Genomic DNA, 17,378 nt, shown 5'->3' with positions numbered 1-17,378 from the left:
ATATATATGTTATTGTGCCACCATCTCGCGGGCGTTCTCTATGGCGGCAGCCGTGGGCTTTTCCCCTCCGAGCATCCTCGCAATGGCTGTTATGCGCTCTTCCTGTGTGAGCAGGCGTACATGCGTGTTCACCTTCTCTCCTTCCATCTGCTTGTACACAAAATAGTGCGCGTCTGCTTTTCCCGCCAGCTGCGGCTGGTGCGTGATGCAGATCACCTGGTGCCCGCGCGCCAGCTCTTTCATGATGATGCCTACCTGTTTGGCGGCCTCGCCCGAAATACCGGTATCTATTTCGTCGAATATAAGCGTGGGCAGCGCAACGGAGCGCGCCACCAGCGATTTGATGCAAAGCATCAGCCGGCTCAGTTCCCCGCCTGACGCCACTTTGCGTATTGGTCCGAACTGGTTGCTCTTGTTGGCGTCGAACAGGAATTCGATGGCATCCTGTCCGTACGCCTGCAACGGCGCCTGCCGGATATCCACTTTTATGCGCGCATTGGGCATGCCTACCTGCGCTAACAGCCCGTTCACTTTTTCTTCAAACGGTTTCACCTGCGCCTGGCGCTGTTGCGTGATCTTCGCGGCCTCCTGTTGCAATGCTGCTTCCAGCGCCGCGATCTTTTTCTCCAGCGTGGTAATGCGGTCATCCAGGTTGAGCGCGCTATCCAGGTCGGCCTGCAGGCGGTCCCTGATCTGCAGCAATTCCAGCGTTTGCTGTACGCCGTGCTTTTTCTGCAGCTTGTAGATCTGCGCCAGCCGGTCGTTCACCTCTTCCATCCTTTCCGCATCGTATTGCACGCCGTCGTTCAGGCGCTCTACTTCCGCGGCAATGTCCTGCAGTTCGAGGTAGCTGGACTGCATCCTTTCCGCCAGCGCGGGCACTTCTTTATGAAAAGCGGAGAGTGATTGCAAGGATGCCTGCAGCTGACGCAGCTGCTGCAGCACCGGTTGTTCCTCTTCCTTCAGTTGAAAATAAACGCGGTCCAGCGTTCCCTTGATCTCTTCGGAGTGGCTGAGCAATTGCTGCTCGGCTTCCAGTGATTCGATCTCGCCGTCTTTCAGATCCGTTTCCAGCAGCTCGTCCAGCAGAAATTTATTGTAGTCGGATTCCTTGTTGGCCTGGTCGCGTTGCTGCAGGAGGTCTTTCAGTTCCTTTTGCTGCGCGGCGTAGTCGTAAAACCGGCGGGTGTAGGCGGACAGCTGGTCGGGATGACCGGCCAGCGCATCGATCACTTCCCGCTGAAAGTCTGATTTTTCCAGTTCGAGCGTATCGAATTGCTGGTGCAGGTCTACCAGCAGTTGCGTTAATGCGGAAAGTTGGGAAAGGTTGACGGGCGTGTCGTTGATAAAAGCCCTCGATTTACCGGCGGCGCTGATCTCGCGGCGCAGGATCAGCTGGTCTTCCATATCCAGCTCATGCTCTTCAAAGAAAGCCTGTATCTGCTGCTTCTTTACTTTGAACATGCCTTCGATCACGCATTTCCGGGATTTGTCGAACAGCACGCCGGGGTCTGCCCGTTCACCGAGGATGAGGCTGAGCGCCCCGAGCAGTATGGATTTGCCGGCGCCGGTTTCGCCGGTGATCACGTTGAGGTTCCCGGCGAAATCTATCTCCAGGTTGTCAATGATCGCATAGTTCTGAATGATCAGGCGGTATAACATAAGATGTAAAATCCTGTTGCAATATCTTAATATAATTCGTAACGCCGGTCACAATTTATCCACGCTTCGCTATTTCATCGTGCAACCGCTGGCTACGAATTCAGGATGCTCTTCATGGCGATCACCTCATAACCCACAACGTGCGCTGCCGCCGGTTATGTTTCGCAATCCCCTGCATCACTTCCCTTCAAGCCGCAGCAAACCTGCTTTGGCCCGCTGGTCCAGCGAATTTTTGTAATCATGCCCCTCCATATCAATGCAGGTCTGAAAGGCGTGGCGCGCTTTGGCCTTGTCCCCTTTCTTCTCATAGATATATCCCATTTGCAGGGCGGAACGCGCGGCATAATATTCCGGCCGGTTGCTGCCGATCCTGATGGTGGCTTCATATAAACCGATGGCCGTGGAATCCTGTCCCATTTCATCGTAAATACGTCCCAGGCGGTAAGCGTACTCGAGCTTTTCTTCCAGCGTGGCAAAATCATTCGCGCGTTTGGTGAGCAGCAGGTTCAATGCAGGCTGATAGAAGCCGCCGTCGCTCATAAGGCGGGCGCGCAGCAGCAGGGAATTAGGCCAGGTGCCTTTCTTCGCTTCTTTCTGCGCCTGTTTGTCCGCATCCGTTTCCAGGTTGCCGCGCTGTGCGATCAACGCGCGGTATTTACTGGCCGCCGCCATGTCGCCTTTCAGATAGTAGGCCCAGCTCAGGCGCTGCAGCGCTTCCTTTACGTAAAACTTGCCTTTGAACTCGCGGACGAAGCGCTCCAGGTAAAAGATGGCATCATCATCCTGCCGTTCCAGCTTCAATAACCCCATCACATAATCATGATAATGTATCGTTGCGTAATCCGCCGTCCGGTTGCGTTCCGTCAATGCCCTGATGCCCTGTTCCGCTTTCTGGTTATTGAGCGAAAGATTGGCCACCATCAGTGCAAAGAGGTAGTTGTTATGCGTATCCAGCTGTTTCTGCCGGATGAACTGCCACAACTGTTCAGGTTTGTTCTCGATGAACAGTTTGAGATAGCAATAGTAATAGTAGGATTCTTCCCGGAAGATCAGCGCGATGGGATCATTGCTGTCGATCACGGTTTGCAGCGTTTGCATACCCTGGCGGATGCTGCCGCGCAGGCCGAGGATGTTCGTGATCCATTTATATCCTTCGGGAATGGTGCCGAATACGGTTTGCATGGAGCCGATGATCATGTTGTTGGGAAGGAACTGCGGAAATTTTTTCTGGTTGTCTCTCAGCGTCATGTAGGCTTTGCGGATCTCCCAGGTGGCGTCCCACTTTTCACCGAATTTTACTTTCACCATCGCCCACTGGAATTTGATCACGGCCTGTGTGTAGAGATGGTAGGGCGATTCCTTCGGGCCGGAAGCCATCAGATCCAGCCGCGTAGTGCGGAACTTCCGCTGGCGGGCGTACTGCGCCGGGTCTTCGTTAAAAAAGAGCGTGAAGAAATCGATATAGTTCTCGATGAAGTAGGGAATGAGGTTATCCGGGTTGGCGCGTTTCTCTTCTTCCAGCAAAGCCTTTCCGGCGTTGAGCCGCAGCTGCATGACCGCATCGTAGGCTTGCTGGCAGCGGGCGTTGAAATCATAGCTTTTCTGCCGCGCACTTACGTTAACGGATATACTAAAAAAGAGCGTGAAGATGAAAAGAAAACGCATAGGGGCAAAAATAAGGAACTCCGCGCAATGGAAGTGCGCGGAGTTCTGTAAAATAGTTTGCTGTGTGCAGCGTGTATCCTAGATGGTCACGGTAGCTTCGAGGTCATTGTCTACCACGATGCGGCCGCAGTGCTCACATACGATGATCTTTTTACGCTGACGGATCTCTGCCTGCCTTTGCGGGGGAATGGCGTTGAAGCAACCGCCGCAGGAGTCGCGTACTACGGTCACCACAGCGAGGCCGTTGCGGTAGTTCTTGCGGATCTTTTCGTAAGCCTGCAGTAAACGGGGGTCTACCTTGGTGCGGGCGTCCGCGCTCTGCTTTTCGAAACCGCGCTCTTCCTTGTCTGTTTCGCTGATGATCTTTTCCAGTTCACCTTTCTTGTGCTTCAGGTTCGTTTCCTTGTCAGCTACCGCTTTTTTGGCAACTTCCAGGGCACGGCCCTTATCCTTGATCTCTTCGTTTGCGTCCTTGATATGCTTTTCCGCCAGCTTGATCTCCAGGTTCTGCATTTCCACTTCCTTGGAGATGGCTTCAAACTCACGGCTGTTCTTTACATTATCCTGCTGTTTCTCGTATTTTTTCACCAGCGCTTCTGCTTCCTTGATCGCCGCCTTTTTACCGGCCACGAAATCGGAGATGCTCTTGATCTCGTCCTCAATGTTAGCCTGACGGTTGTTAAGGCCTTCGATCTCGTCTTCCAGGTCCCGCACTTCCATCGGCAACTCCCCTTTCAGGATCTGGATTTCGTCCAACTTGGAATCGATCTTCTGTAACTTCAGTACAGCAACCAATTTTTCCTCAACGTTGTATTCTTTAACAGTAGCCATGTATTATAAATAATTTACCGGGTTTGTATTGATGGTAGATTTTAGAGGCGCAAAATTACGGAAATTTTCCGTCAATATATGATAAAATAAGTCTACTGCGAACTGTTCGCTTTCAAAATGTCCAACATCTGCGATAATTAATTGATTCTCAGCATCAAAAAATTCGTGATACTTGAAGTCGGCGGACACGTAGGCGTCCGCTCCGGCGCTTCTCGCCTTTTTGAGCAGGAAACTGCCCGCGCCGCCGCAAACGGCCACTTTTTTTACCGGTTTTCCGCGGAGGGGGGTGTACCGCACGCACCCGGTCCGGAACCGTTCTTTCACCATCCGGAGGAAGTCCATCTCCTCCATGGCCTCCGGCAAGGTGCCGATCAGGCCGGAGCCTACTTCGTTGTATTCATTTTCCAACTGAATGATATCGTAGGCTACTTCTTCGTAAGGATGATGTTGGAGCAGGGCGCGGACCACCTGGGCTTCCAGGTAAGCCGGAAAGATCACCTCGATCTTCGTTTCCGGCTCCAGGTGGCGCTCTCCGGGCTTTCCTACGTAGGGATCGGTGTCTGCCTGCCCTTTGAAGGTCCCGGTACCGTCGTGGTAAAAGCTGCATTCGCTGTATTTACCGATATGTCCCGCCCCCGCCGCGAACAGGGCCGCCCGTACGATCTCCGCATCGGCCACCGGCGCAAAGGTGAACAGCTTGCACAGCAGCTCCCTTTTGGGGGCGAGCACTTTCGTCTGTTCCAGCCCCAGCTGCGCGGCCATCATGGCGCTTACGCCACCCCGCACATTGTCCAGGTTCGTATGCGCGGCATACACGGCAATATCGTTTTTGATCGCTTTGATCGCCACCCTTTCCACGTAGTTGTTCCCGTTGATCTTCTTCAGTCCGCTAAAAACAATGGGATGGTGGGCGATCACAAGGTTGCATCCCTTTTCGAGCGCCTCGTCCAGCACGGCCTCCGTGGCATCGAGGGTCAGCAGCACGCCTTTCACCTCCGTACCGGCATTGCCGAACAGCAGCCCGGCATTGTCGTAAGATTCCTGGTAAGGCGGGGGCGCAAAAGCTTCCAGTATTTGTATAATATCCCGGATGATCATATCTTAATTTAGATTTGTAAAATAAAATTGTTTTGATGACAGTGCAAAAAACAACACCCGCGCTTTACGAAGAATATAAGGCGAAGATGCAGAAAATAGCCGATGTCCGGAATGCCATGTCTGTGCTGGGCTGGGACCAGGAAACCTACCTTCCCCCTGCCGGCGCCGCTTTCCGCGGGCAGCAGCTGACCACGCTCAGCACCATTGCGCACGAGCTGTTCACCGAGCCTGCTTTGGGCGGTCTGCTGCAGGAACTGGGGCAGCGGGAAGACCTGGATGCCGTGCAAAAGAAAAATGTGGCGCTGTCTCTTGAAGACTATGAAAAGAACCGCAAATACCCCGCTGCCTTTGTAGCGGAGCTGTCTACCGCCACCAACGTTGCCTACCACGCCTGGATCAAATCCCGGAAAGAGAACCGCTTCGAAACTTTCGAGCCTTCCCTGAACAGGATGGTGGCGCTGAAAAAACAGGAAGCGGACATCCTGGGGTACAAAGACCATCCTTATGACGCCCTGCTCAACGAATATGAAAAAGGGGCGGACGTGGAGATGCTGGACAAGATCTTCAGCGACGTCAAAACCTCCCTCCTGCCGCTGTTGCAGGAAATTGCGCAGCAACCCGTGCCGGACAAAAAATTCCTGCACCTCCATTATCCGAAAGACCTGCAATGGCAGTTCGGCATCGATATGCTGAAAGCGATGGGCTACGACCTCAACGCCGGCCGGCAGGACGTTTCGGAACATCCGTTCACCACCAGCTTTTCCCCGCAGGACGTACGGGTGACCACCCGCATCGACGAGCAGGACCTCGGCAATATGACCTGGAGCTGCATTCACGAAGGCGGCCATGCCCTCTATGAACAAGGTCTACCCACGGAGCAATACGGCCTCCCCTGCGGCGAAGCCGCGAGCCTCGGCATTCATGAATCGCAGTCCCGCCTCTGGGAAAACAACGTGGGCAGGAGCCTCACCTTCTGGCAACATCATTACGGCAGGCTGCAAAGCCTTTTCCGTCATAACCTCCTGGCCATTCCCATCAGCGATTTCTACCGCGCCATTAACCTGGTGCAGCCTTCCCTGATCCGTACGGAAGCGGATGAGCTGACCTATCACTTTCATGTGATGATCCGTTACGAGATCGAAAAAGGACTGATCGGCGGCGCCCTCGAAACAAAAGACCTCCGGGACATCTGGAACCGCTACTACAGCGACTATCTGCAGGTAAAAGTGCCGGACGATGTAAGAGGCGTGCTGCAGGATATTCACTGGTCGCATGGCAGCTTCGGCTACTTCCCCACCTATTCACTGGGCAGCTTCTACGCCGCTCAATTCTTTGCTACCGCTAAAAAACAGGTGTCCTCCCTGGAAAACGATATCGCTTCCGGCCAATACGACCGTTTGCTGCAATGGCTGCGGGAACAGATACATGTGCATGGCCGTTTTTATACGTCGAATGAATTGTGTGAGCGGGTGACGGGGGAAAAGCTGGAGTTCAGGCATTTCCTGGATTATGCGAAGGAGAAATTCGGGGGGATTTACGGGTTGAAATATTGATTTTGGGGATTACGATCGCCGAATAATGCCTTTTTTGGGGATTATGATCCCTGAAAAAGGCATTATTTCATCGCCGCCACAAACTCCTCCATCGCCACAATCCCTTCTTTCCGCCACACTTCCTTCCCATCCTTATACAGCACAAACGTGGGCAATGTTTCAGCGCTGATCGTTTTCATCACGTCCGTATCATTCCCTCCATCCACATTCACCCGCTTCAGCTGGCGGTCCTTCACGAACTTCGCCACAACAGGTTCCATTTTCCGGCAGGGCGGGCACCATGTGGCGCCTACATCCACCAATACCCATCCTTTTACGGATACGGCCGATGCATATGCGGCTATTGTCATTTGCGGCCCCGCGGCCTCACCGGTCAAGCCTTTTCCGGCTTTCTTCCAGGCCATGACGCCGCCTTCCATTTCCACCACATTTTTGTAGCCGTTGCTGCGCATCCATTTGGCCGCCGCGGTGCTGCGGCCGCCACTCAGGCAGTAGATGTAAACGGGACGGGATTTGTCCAGGTGGCTGATACGGCTGAAGAACTCTTCTTTCTTCGTAAAGTCCGCCTGCAGGGCGTCCGGAAGATGGCCGGTGTTGAATTCCTTCGCGGTGCGTACATCCAGCAGCTGAACGCCGGGTTGCTGCATGCCTTTTTCAAACTCACCGGCTGAAACGGTCTGCTGCGCATTGCCTGCCATTGCCGACAGGAAAAGGCAGGTTAACAAGATCATCCTTTTCATCCGGTAAAGTTACCAAAATCAGCAGGACTATCACCCGGAAGAACATCCGTTGTTAACGGCGTTCCAAACTACCGCTTCTTCGAAAGATTGTCCAGCTTCCGGAAATTGATGAAAACCTCTTTGCCCTGGCGGGCGGGGAAGGAATTATAGCAGGGTGCGAAAGTCCTGAAATTAAAGTACGGCTCGAACATCCGGCGGTAAACCTTGATGCTGCCGCCGAAAGGAGGGCCAGGCTCATCGAATTCACGGTTGAACAACACGCCCACCAGCCTGCCCTGCTGCCACAGCAGATCGTACATGTGGCGCGCGTAAGCCTGCCGCAGCGCGGGGTCCAGCGAACTGAGGAAAGTCTGCTCGATGATCAGGTCATATTCGGACTCATGCTCGAAGAAATCGCCTGTTTCGAACTTGATGCCGGTATGCTGATGCTCCCGTTTCAGCTTGTCTATCAACACAGACGAAATATCCAGCACCGTTACGTCGCGGAATTCATTTTCCCACAAATACCGCGCTTCGTAGCTGTTGCCGCCACCGGGGATCAGTATACGAAGATGTTTGTTAGGCAGCTGATCAATGTAATTTTTTATCGGAGGGGATACCTCTCCCAAGTCCCATTCCGTTTCGCCCCGCTCGTAGCGTGCGTTCCAATAAGCTTTGTCTAATGCAGGCATACCTGATCTCTGTTTGTACTTTGCTCAATAAGGGGTTAGAATGCATTGATTCTAAATGCAAACGTTGCCTCCCGGGCAGCAAATAACTAATAAATCGGGTAACTGCTTGAAAACATTATGTTAACGTAGACAGATAATTGTTTTTTAAATATTAATTTTATCCCGTATTAGGATAGGAGCGTATTTACCGTATCCCTATGTAAACCATTCCATGAATTACCACCTACTGACTGGCCTTCAGCGGCCTTTAGCATTGACCATATTGTTGACGCTTACGGCGTTCTGTGCTGCCTTTGCGCAGACGGCGAACTTCACGGCGGACAGATGGGAAGGATGCGCCCCATTAACGGTTTCTTTCACCAACACCTCGGACGCCGGCGGCACGGCTTACGACTGGAACTTCGGGCTGGGCGCCAACGCCAGCACCCGCGATGCGGACAAGATATTCACCACCCCGGGCACCTACACCGTGGTGCTGACCGTTACCTATCCCGGCGGGCCGAGGTCCGTCAGCAAGACCGTAACCGTCTACGCCAATCCCACCGCGGCTTTCACGGTAACGCCGCAGATAGGATGCACCCCGCTGAACGTGCAGTTCACGGACCAGTCCACGCCCGGCGACGGCACCATTACCAGCGTGGTATGGGATTTCGGGGACGGCATCACCTCCTCCGACCCTAACCCTACGCACACGTATACCATCGGCGGCAGCTTTTCCATTTCTTCCATCGTCACTAACAGTCATGGCTGTACGGACGGCCTTACGCAGCCGAACCTCATCAATGTGGGGGAAACGCCGAACGTTGATTTCACCTCGGATGTATCCAGCAGCTGCACCACGCCATTGACGGTGAATTTTATGAGCAGCGGGCCGGCCGGGCTGACGTACAGCTGGGACTTCGGGGACCCGGCTTCGGGGGCTTCCAATACCTCCGCCGCGCAGCATCCAACCCACGTGTACCAGCAGGAAGGCCGGTATACGGTAACGCTGCGGGCTACCAACGCACAAGGCTGTGAAGCGGTGGTTATGAAACAGGAATATGTGACGATCGAAACCACGAAAGCGGACTTTGCGCCGCAGCAACCGCCCTGTACCGGCACCAATGTGCTGCTGGTGAACAACACCATGCCCCGGCCCACGCTTTCCACCTGGACGTTACCGGACGGCAGCACCAGCTTCGGCACCGATCTCCTGTATTATTTTCCCACGCCCGGTGATTATACGTTCACCCTTACTTCCGGTCTGCCGGGATGTATGGAAACCATCACCAAAACCATTACCGTGCACCAATCGCCGGAGGCGAACTTTACCGCTACGCCCCCCGCAGGCTGCGCCATTCCGTTCACCACGCAGTTCAACTCCCAGTCCACCGGCGCCACCGCCTGGCAATGGACCTTCGGGGACGGCACCACCGCCAACACGGAAAATCCTTCGCATACCTACAACGCCTTTGGGGAATACGACGTTACGCTGAATGTCAGCAATAACTTCGGATGTGAAGCTACCGTCACCCTGCCCGATTACATCCGCATAGAACAACCATTTCTGCAGATAGACGCCTTTCCGCGGGAAGGTTGTATTCCGCTGAACACCACCTTCAACGCCACCCTGCTGCGGGGCGCGGGCATCATCTCCTACAATTGGGACTTCGGTGACGGCACCACTTCCACCGCCGCCATGCCCGCGCATACCTACACCACGCAAGGCGTTTTCAACGTGCGGCTGACGGCGCAGATCATCGGCGGATGCGAGGTGACGGCCACCATGACCGTCCGCGCCGGCGAAATACCGGTGGTGGATTTCGATGCCAATCCGAAAACACCCTGCGCCAGCGATCCGGTTACTTTCACCAACCTCTCTTCACCATCCGGCACGGAATGGGAATGGTCGCTGCCGGAAGACGGCTCGATGCTCTACGGCGAAAACCCGCCGCCACACTACTTCCAGGTGTCCACAGCACACGATGTAACACTGACCGTCATCAACTACGGATGCCGCAGGTCGCTCACGAAAACGGATTTCATTCTCGTATATCCGCCCATCGCGCGTTACAGTATTTCCAGGGATTGCAACGACCGTTATACGGTGCAGTTCAACGACCTCTCCGATTTCGGGGATGATCCCGCACTGCCGCGTAACTGGGAGTGGGATTTCGGGGACGGCAATACCTCCACCGCTCAATCTCCTTCCCATACCTACGCTACCACTGGCGTGTACAACGTGCGCCTGCGCGTAAACAACGGAAGCTGCGAACATGAATGGACAGGGCCTGTTTCCATCATCGATGAAAGACCGGTGATACAGGCAGACGATGACGAGATCTGCGCCGGCGAAGCCATCACGTTCTCAAGGACCAACACTATTGAAAGCAATGTGAGTTACTGGCATTGGGATTGGGGTGATGGTTCTTATGCGCCCAACGGAGGTTCCATCATTTCCAAGCAATACAACGTTCCGGGCAACTATACCGTAACGCTGCAGGGCATCGACATGAACGGCTGTCCCGCTACGGCAACACCCATTACCGTCAGAGTGAACGGCATCAACGCGGATTTCGATTTCTCCGGCCGCAATTGCGACGGCGATGAAATAACGTTCACCGACCAGTCCGTTTCCGCCAACGGCCACAGCATTACGGAATGGACGTGGAACTTCGGGGACGGCACGCCCGCTGAAACCGTACAGGCGAAACCGTTAGATCACAAACATACCTTCACGCTACAGAATACCTACAACGTGCAATTGCATGTGGTGGACAACGCAGGCTGTGAAGCTTACATCACGCGGCCCGTGCCGGTCACCGGCGTAACCGCTGAGTTCCAGGCAGAACCTATCGCCTGTATGAACCAGCCCACGCTGATCCGTAACAACTCCTCCGGCAGCAACCTGACCTACGCATGGGATTTCGGCAACAGCACCACCAGCACCGATGCATACCCGCAGCCGGTTTACACGCAGCCGGGAGAATACACCGTTACCCTTACCGTTACTAACGATATCGGCTGTACGGAAACGATCGTAAAGGATGATTACATCCGCGTACCGGACCCGCAGGCGAGCTTCACCATTCCGCCCGATCTGCCCGTATGCCCGCCCATCCTCGTACAGTTCACCAATAACAGCACCGGCCACCAGCGCTCGGTGTGGGATTTCGGTGACGGCAGCCGCTCCGACCTGGCGGCGCCATCGCACGTATACAATCTTCCCGGCACGTTCAACATCACGTTGAACGTGTATTCGGAAGGTGATTGCGTGAGCACCGCCACGGAAGAAGTGCTGATCAAAGGGCCGATAGGTACGCGCACCATGCTGCCGAAGATCGGCTGCCTGCCGCATGAGGTGACGTTCAATGCCGTGTCCAGCAATGCCGTGAAGTATATCTGGGACATGGATAACGGTACCGTACGTACGACAACGACCAACTCGTTCACCTATCAATACGACCAGGCGGGTGTTTACTACCCGCGCGTGGTGCTGGAAGACGCACAAGGCTGCCGCGTGCCCGCGCAGGGGCCGGAAGACAGCATCATCGTAGATGAAGTGAAAGCCGCTTTCACCTTCGACGCCAGCCAGGCTTGCGATTTCGGGAATGTGTTTTTCACGAACGGCAGCAGCAGCCTGTCATCCGACAGGCATGATGATCCGAACACCTACCGCTGGGATTTCGGTTATGCGGACCGCACGGACGATGTTAGCACCGAAGCCAGTCCCACCTTCCTGTACAGCGGCGTAGGCACCTACCAGGCCAGGCTTGTGGTGACCAGCATTCACGGTTGCGAAGATGAGGTCACGCACGACATCACGGTAGAGCCAAGACCGGAATCCAACATCAATCCCGTAACGCCCGTCTGCCTCGGCGATCCGCTCCGTATCAGCGGTTTCGAGAATAAAAACCTGCCCGGCACTACCTGGCAGTGGCTGGTGGACGATGTGCTGCATTCCGCGACAGGCAATGCGTTGCAGCTGAATTTCACCACACCCGGCACGCATGATGTAAAGTTGGTGATCCGTAATCCGAACGGCACCTGTCCGGATACGGCGCAGACCACCGCCAGCGTCAATCCCCTGCCGGCATTGAATGTAACACCGAAAGAAAGCGTGCTCTGCTTCGGCGAAAGCCTGCAGCTGTTATCCAACGGCGGCCCCGCGCAGTACACATGGACGAACTATAATATTTCCGATGCGGGCAGCGCCAATCCAACGGTAAGCCCGGCTGTAGACACCGTTTACCGGGTGCTGGCCGTGAATGCGTTCGGCTGCGTACGCCGGGATTCCGCGCGCATTACCGTATCACAGCCTTTCGAGGTGCGCTCCACTGATGCGGTGATCTGCGAAGGCAAACAGACGCAACTGCATGCCACCGGCGCCGTGCGTTACCAGTGGCTGCCGGCCACAGGGCTTAACCGTGGAGACATTGCCGATCCGATGGCCAGTCCCGCCACCACCACCCAATACCGCGTAGTAGGTTACGGAAACGATGCCTGCTTTACCGATACGGCCGATGTGCTGCTGACCGTACATCCCTCGCCCGAACTTGATCCCGGCCCGGCAAGGGTAGTGCCCACCGGCACCGAAATGCAGCTGACCGTGAACGGCAGCCCGGACATCACCACCTGGCAGTGGTACCCGGACAGATGGCTGAGCTGCGCCGACTGCCCCGCACCGGTGGCAACGCCGCGGGAGAACGTGACCTACAACATCACGGCCACCAATCAATACGGCTGCACCTCCATTGCGCTGCTGCCGGTCAAGCTGATCTGCGAAGGCGCCAACGTGTTCATTCCCAACTCCTTCAGTCCGAATGGGGACGGGCAGAACGATGTTTTCTATGTGCGCGGCAGAGGCGTCAAGGTCATCAAGTCCTTCCGGATCTTCAACCGCTGGGGTCAGCTGGTGTTTGAAAGGGTGAACTGTCAGACGGACGACGCCTCCTGCGCATGGGACGGCAAGTTCAACGGACAGCTGCTCAACCCGGACGTATATGTGTACCTGGCGGAGATGACCTGTGACAATAACGAACCGATGCTGATGAAGGGAAATATCACGCTGTTGCGGTAAATGATGGTTTTATGCAAATAATATTATAAATTTGAAATATATTTAACCAGTAGTGTCCCATATCCTGAAGAAATGTTTCATATCCCTGCACCTCATATGAAAAACCTGTGCATGCACCATGGCAGGCAGCTGCTGACGGTGCTGAGTTTGTTGCTGTCGCCGGTTTTGCTGAAAGCGCAGCAGGCGGCGTTTACCTATAACGCCACGCCCGTTAACCTGTGCGCGCCGGTATCTGTTGCGTTTCACAATACCAGCACCGGCACGCCGCTTTCGCTGGTGTGGGATTTCGGGAACGGCAGAAGCTCCCGGGAAGCCAATCCCGTGATCAGCTTCGACGCGCCCGGGCCGGTAACCGTTACGCTCACGGCCTATTATTCCACCAACACCAGCAGCGTGAGCCAGAGCCTCACGATCTATCCCGCGCCGGCAGTGGATTTCACCGTGAACAACCGGTATGCCTGCGGCCCTTACACGGCTACTTTTACCGACCTTACGCCGGGCGGGCAGCAGCGGACCTGGGATTTCGGGGACGGCACGCCGCCAGTGACCACTTCCGCCGCTACCGTACAGCATCAATATACCCGCATCGATACGTTTAACGTATCCCTTACCGTTAGTAACGCCAACGGTTGTACGCAAACATTGCGGAAAGAGGGTTTCATTCAGATGGCCGCGCCGGAGATCAGCCTGAGCGACATTGGTTTGCAGGGATGTGTTCCTTTCGACGCTACTTTCAACGCTACGGTCAACACCATTAACAACGACGCGGTGACCGCCTGCGCCTGGAATTTTGGCGACAACAGTTCGGACAACTCCACCACGCCTTCCATCACCCATCGCTATACCAACACCGGCAATCACACCGTGAGCCTCACGGTGACCACCCAGCAGGGATGCACCGCCACGCGCAGCTTCCAGCAGCTGGTAAAAACAGGCGTTCCGCCGCAGAACGTGAGCTTCACCGCCACCCGCACGAACGATTGCGCGGGCACCAGTACCCGCCTTCTGGCCTCGGCCATTAACGCGGACGATTACCGCTGGGATTTCGGGGACGGCACTACGCTGGAAGGGCCGGAACATGACGTGAACCACGTATTTCGTACGGGCGGAAACGTTACTGTGCAGCTGGCGGCAGGCTCCAACGGATGTTATACTTCCGCCGCGCCCGTGACGCTCAGCAACCAGGGCCCTGTGGCCAACTTCACGTTCCAGCGCCGCTGCGACAACAAAATGGCTTTCGACTTCACCAATATTTCCACCGGCGCGGGAAGCGACACCTACGAGTGGGATTTCGACGACGGCAGCCCGCTGGATAACAGCGCGCATCCGCGGCATATCTATACCACAGGCGGCACCTACACCGTGCGGCTCACCGTGCGGAACGCCGCGCAAACCTGCACCAGCACTTACTTCCAGACGATACAGGTATTCACGGCCGACTTTCATACCGGCGTGGGCACCATCTGCCGCAGCAGCGAAGTGCCCTACGGCGTGGTACACGTGCCGAATACGCTGGTGGAAACGTACGACTGGCGCTTCGGCGACGGTTCGGTGCTGACCACCACGGAAGATGATATCCGCAAAACAGTACATACTACCGGCGTTTTCACGGACATGCTCATCATCCGTTATAAAGACCCGGCTTATTGTCCCGATACGATCATCAAGCAAAACCACCTGACCGTCATCGCGCCGCAGGCGGCCTTAACCGTAACCGGCAATGCCTGTGAAGGGCAGCCGGTGAATTTTCAGCAAACATCCGTTCCCTCCCCCAATATTCCGCTGACGGAATGGCAATGGGACCTCGGCAATGGCACGCGCTCCGCATTACAAACACCCGCCGCCACCATGTACAATGCCAGCGGCACTTTCCCGGTGAAGCTGGTGGTGACCGACGCGCGCAACTGTAAAGATTCCACAACGATCAATATCACCGTACGCCCCACGCCCATCGTGCACGCCCTCACGCCGCAGGCAAAGATCTGCGAAGGCAACACGGTGACGCTGCAGGGCATCAGCAACGCGCCTGTGCGCTGGGAACGGCCTTACCAGATCAGCTGCCTCAATTGCAGTAACCCGGACGTAACGCCGCTGAGGGATACCTCCTACATCGCCGTGGCTACTAACATTTACGGCTGTACGGCGAGGGATACGGTAGCGATACAGGTAGTGCCGGACGTGCACCTGACGGTGAGCGCGGACACGTCCATCTGCAGCGGTATGCACGCCCAGCTGCGCGCCTACGGCGCCGCGGCCTACACCTGGACGCCCGACGACGCTACCATCACCGGCGCCAATACCGCCATGCCCGTGGTGATGCCGGAAGTCAACAGCACCTACACCGTCAGCGCCAGCAATGATCCCTCCTGCCCCGCCGCTACGGCGCAGATCAACGTGGCCGTACGGCCCGTGCCGGAGGTGAATGCCGGTGCGGACCAGGTGGTGACCGTAGGCAGCATTGTGCAGCTGACACCCACGTACAGCAGCGATGTGGTACATTTGGAGTGGAAACCCGCTACGTACCTGGATTGCGCCAGCTGCCCCGAAACGGTGGCCGCGCCGCGCCAGTCGATGGATTATGCGCTGGAAGTCACCAATCACGTTGGCTGCAAGCGCACGGATATTATGAACATCAAGCTGGTCTGCGATCAGAGCGTGGTATTTTTCCCGAACGGCTTCTCACCGAACGGGGACGGCATGAACGACGTGTTTTATGCGCGTGGCAAAGGTATCCGGACGGTTAAGTCCTTCCGCATATACAACCGCCTGGGGCAGGAAGTCTTCCGGCGCGAGAATTTTAACGTGGAGGATATGGCAATGGGATGGGACGGCACTTTCAACGGCCGCGCCCTGGCCGCGGACGTGTACATTTACATGGCCGAACTGCTCTGCGACTCCAACGAAACTTTTCATTTAAAAGGAAATGTAACCTTATTACGATAGTATGAAGCTGAAACGCATAAAGAACAGGTGGAAAACGGCGATGCTGGCGTGTTGCTGCTTCAGCGCCCTCAACGGCGCGGCGCAGGACATTCACCTGTCACAGTTCGCCGAAACGCCCATCCTGCGCAATCCCGCGCTGATAGGCATTTTCAATGGCGATGTACGGGTGCAGGCGGTATACCGCAACCAGTGGAACAGCGTAACCATTCCTTACCAGACCGGCACGGTGAGCGGGGAAATGAAGTTCCCCGTAGGCAATTATAACGACCACGTGACCGCCGGCCTGCAACTGACATACGACCGCGCAGGCACCTCCCGCCTGCAGTCCGCGCAGATACTGCCCGCCATCAACTATCATAAATCGCTGAGCGAGGACAGAAGCAGCTTCCTCTCGCTCGGTTTCATGGGCGGCATGGTGCAACGCCAGTTCGATCCCACGCACCTTACTTTCAACAACCAGTATACCAACGGCCGCTTTGATCCCTATGCGCCCACAGGCGAGGAAGGCCGGCTGGCGAAGATCGGCTACCGGTACTGGGACGCGGGCGTAGGCATGAGCTACAACGGCGTGCTCGGCGAGGCCACGAACTATTTCATCGGCGCGGCCTATTATCATTTCAACCGCCCGAAAGTGTCTTTTTACAATGATGAAAAAGTGGAGCTGGAACCCAAGCTGAGCCTCAACCTGGGTATCACCATCCCCGTTTCGGAAAGAGTGAAGGTGGTCGCCCACTACAACCAGCTGCACCAGGGAGCCTACCAGGAGTTCATCGGCGGCGCCATGATCGGGTACGGGCTAATGGACCAGGGCCTGGAATCCGACAGGGGCATGTACGGGGGACTGTTCTTCCGGTGGAATGATGCGGTGGTGCCGATGGTACGGCTGGATATGGGTGCTTATGAGATCGGGGTGAGCTATGATGTGAACATCTCCCGGCTGCGGACGGCAAGCCAGGCCATGGGCGGGTTTGAGGTATCGATGGTGTTCAAAAGCTTCCTCAACAGCCGGAATACTACCCTCAACAGTGTTACCTGCCCAAGTTTCTGAGAATGTTAAAAACAGTTAAATATTTCAAAAAAACAACACAGCTCCTACAATATTTGGCGTGCCGTTTGTTATATTTACAATAGGATCAAAACCAAAAAGATTTGGCAA

Annotated in this window: 10 protein-coding genes; 4 read left to right on the top strand and 6 right to left on the bottom strand. The window is 55.5% G+C overall.

The window, feature by feature from the left end; all coding sequences use genetic code 11:
- Positions 1-9 precede the first annotated feature (9 nt).
- The 4 genes from recN to CCY01nite_RS11805 form a co-directional block, all read right to left on the bottom strand.
- On the bottom strand, positions 10-1,662 hold the full coding sequence (gene recN, locus CCY01nite_RS11820) for a DNA repair protein RecN (protein ID WP_146861467.1): 1,653 nt from the start codon (positions 1,660-1,662) through the stop codon (positions 10-12).
- Between the two features lie 177 nt (positions 1,663-1,839).
- Positions 1,840-3,327 carry a tetratricopeptide repeat protein gene (locus CCY01nite_RS11815; protein WP_146861464.1) on the bottom strand — a complete coding sequence of 496 codons (1,488 nt, stop codon included), beginning with the start codon at positions 3,325-3,327 and terminating at the stop codon, positions 1,840-1,842.
- A 78-nt stretch (positions 3,328-3,405) separates the two neighbouring features.
- Complete coding sequence (locus CCY01nite_RS11810) at positions 3,406-4,158, bottom strand: zinc ribbon domain-containing protein (RefSeq protein WP_146861461.1); 753 nt, start codon at positions 4,156-4,158, stop codon at positions 3,406-3,408.
- A gap of 3 nt (positions 4,159-4,161) precedes the next feature.
- A complete protein-coding gene (locus CCY01nite_RS11805) occupies positions 4,162-5,256 on the bottom strand; it encodes a Nif3-like dinuclear metal center hexameric protein (RefSeq protein WP_146861458.1) in 1,095 nt (364 codons plus the stop codon).
- A gap of 35 nt (positions 5,257-5,291) precedes the next feature.
- Here CCY01nite_RS11805 and CCY01nite_RS11800 point away from each other — a divergent pair, with 35 nt between their 5' ends.
- Complete coding sequence (locus CCY01nite_RS11800) at positions 5,292-6,809, top strand: carboxypeptidase M32 (protein WP_146861455.1); 1,518 nt, start codon at positions 5,292-5,294, stop codon at positions 6,807-6,809.
- A 62-nt stretch (positions 6,810-6,871) separates the two neighbouring features.
- Here CCY01nite_RS11800 and CCY01nite_RS11795 read toward each other — a convergent pair whose 3' ends face one another.
- Positions 6,872-7,549, bottom strand: coding sequence for a rhodanese-like domain-containing protein (locus tag CCY01nite_RS11795; protein ID WP_146861452.1), 678 nt, complete (start codon positions 7,547-7,549; stop codon positions 6,872-6,874).
- Positions 7,550-7,617: 68 nt separating this feature from the next.
- A complete protein-coding gene (locus tag CCY01nite_RS11790; RefSeq protein ID WP_146861449.1) occupies positions 7,618-8,220 on the bottom strand; it encodes a class I SAM-dependent methyltransferase in 603 nt (200 codons plus the stop codon).
- Between the two features lie 211 nt (positions 8,221-8,431).
- On the opposite strand from CCY01nite_RS11790, the gene CCY01nite_RS11785 reads away from it, so the two are divergent.
- From CCY01nite_RS11785 to CCY01nite_RS11775, 3 genes are all read left to right on the top strand, one after another.
- Entirely contained in the window at positions 8,432-13,279 is a 4,848-nt protein-coding gene (locus tag CCY01nite_RS11785) for a PKD domain-containing protein (protein ID WP_146861446.1), read from the top strand.
- 96 nt (positions 13,280-13,375) lie between these two features.
- Entirely contained in the window at positions 13,376-16,222 is a 2,847-nt protein-coding gene (locus CCY01nite_RS11780) for a PKD domain-containing protein (protein WP_186831025.1), read from the top strand.
- A 1-nt stretch (position 16,223) separates the two neighbouring features.
- A complete protein-coding gene (locus tag CCY01nite_RS11775) occupies positions 16,224-17,270 on the top strand; it encodes a PorP/SprF family type IX secretion system membrane protein (protein WP_146861441.1) in 1,047 nt (348 codons plus the stop codon).
- Positions 17,271-17,378 lie beyond the last annotated feature (108 nt).

The sequence above is a fragment of the Chitinophaga cymbidii genome, from assembly GCF_007992715.1.
Lineage (GTDB): Bacteria > Bacteroidota > Bacteroidia > Chitinophagales > Chitinophagaceae > Chitinophaga > Chitinophaga cymbidii.
Note: the sequence above shows the minus strand (reverse complement) of the source record. Positions and strands in the feature narration are given on the sequence as shown.

Bases quoted from the DNA above. Each gene is read 5' to 3' on its own strand.
- CCY01nite_RS11800 (WP_146861455.1), top strand. From the start codon at position 5,292: ATGACAGTGCAAAAAACAACACCCGCGCTTTACGAAGAATATAAGGCG.
- CCY01nite_RS11815 (WP_146861464.1), bottom strand. From the start codon at position 3,327: ATGCGTTTTCTTTTCATCTTCACGCTCTTTTTTAGTATATCCGTTAAC.
- CCY01nite_RS11805 (WP_146861458.1), bottom strand. From the start codon at position 5,256: ATGATCATCCGGGATATTATACAAATACTGGAAGCTTTTGCGCCCCCG.
- CCY01nite_RS11775 (WP_146861441.1), top strand. From the start codon at position 16,224: ATGAAGCTGAAACGCATAAAGAACAGGTGGAAAACGGCGATGCTGGCG.
- CCY01nite_RS11795 (WP_146861452.1), bottom strand. From the start codon at position 7,549: ATGAAAAGGATGATCTTGTTAACCTGCCTTTTCCTGTCGGCAATGGCA.
- CCY01nite_RS11790 (WP_146861449.1), bottom strand. From the start codon at position 8,220: ATGCCTGCATTAGACAAAGCTTATTGGAACGCACGCTACGAGCGGGGC.
- recN (WP_146861467.1), bottom strand. From the start codon at position 1,662: ATGTTATACCGCCTGATCATTCAGAACTATGCGATCATTGACAACCTG.
- CCY01nite_RS11785 (WP_146861446.1), top strand. From the start codon at position 8,432: ATGAATTACCACCTACTGACTGGCCTTCAGCGGCCTTTAGCATTGACC.
- CCY01nite_RS11810 (WP_146861461.1), bottom strand. From the start codon at position 4,158: ATGGCTACTGTTAAAGAATACAACGTTGAGGAAAAATTGGTTGCTGTA.
- CCY01nite_RS11780 (WP_186831025.1), top strand. From the start codon at position 13,376: ATGAAAAACCTGTGCATGCACCATGGCAGGCAGCTGCTGACGGTGCTG.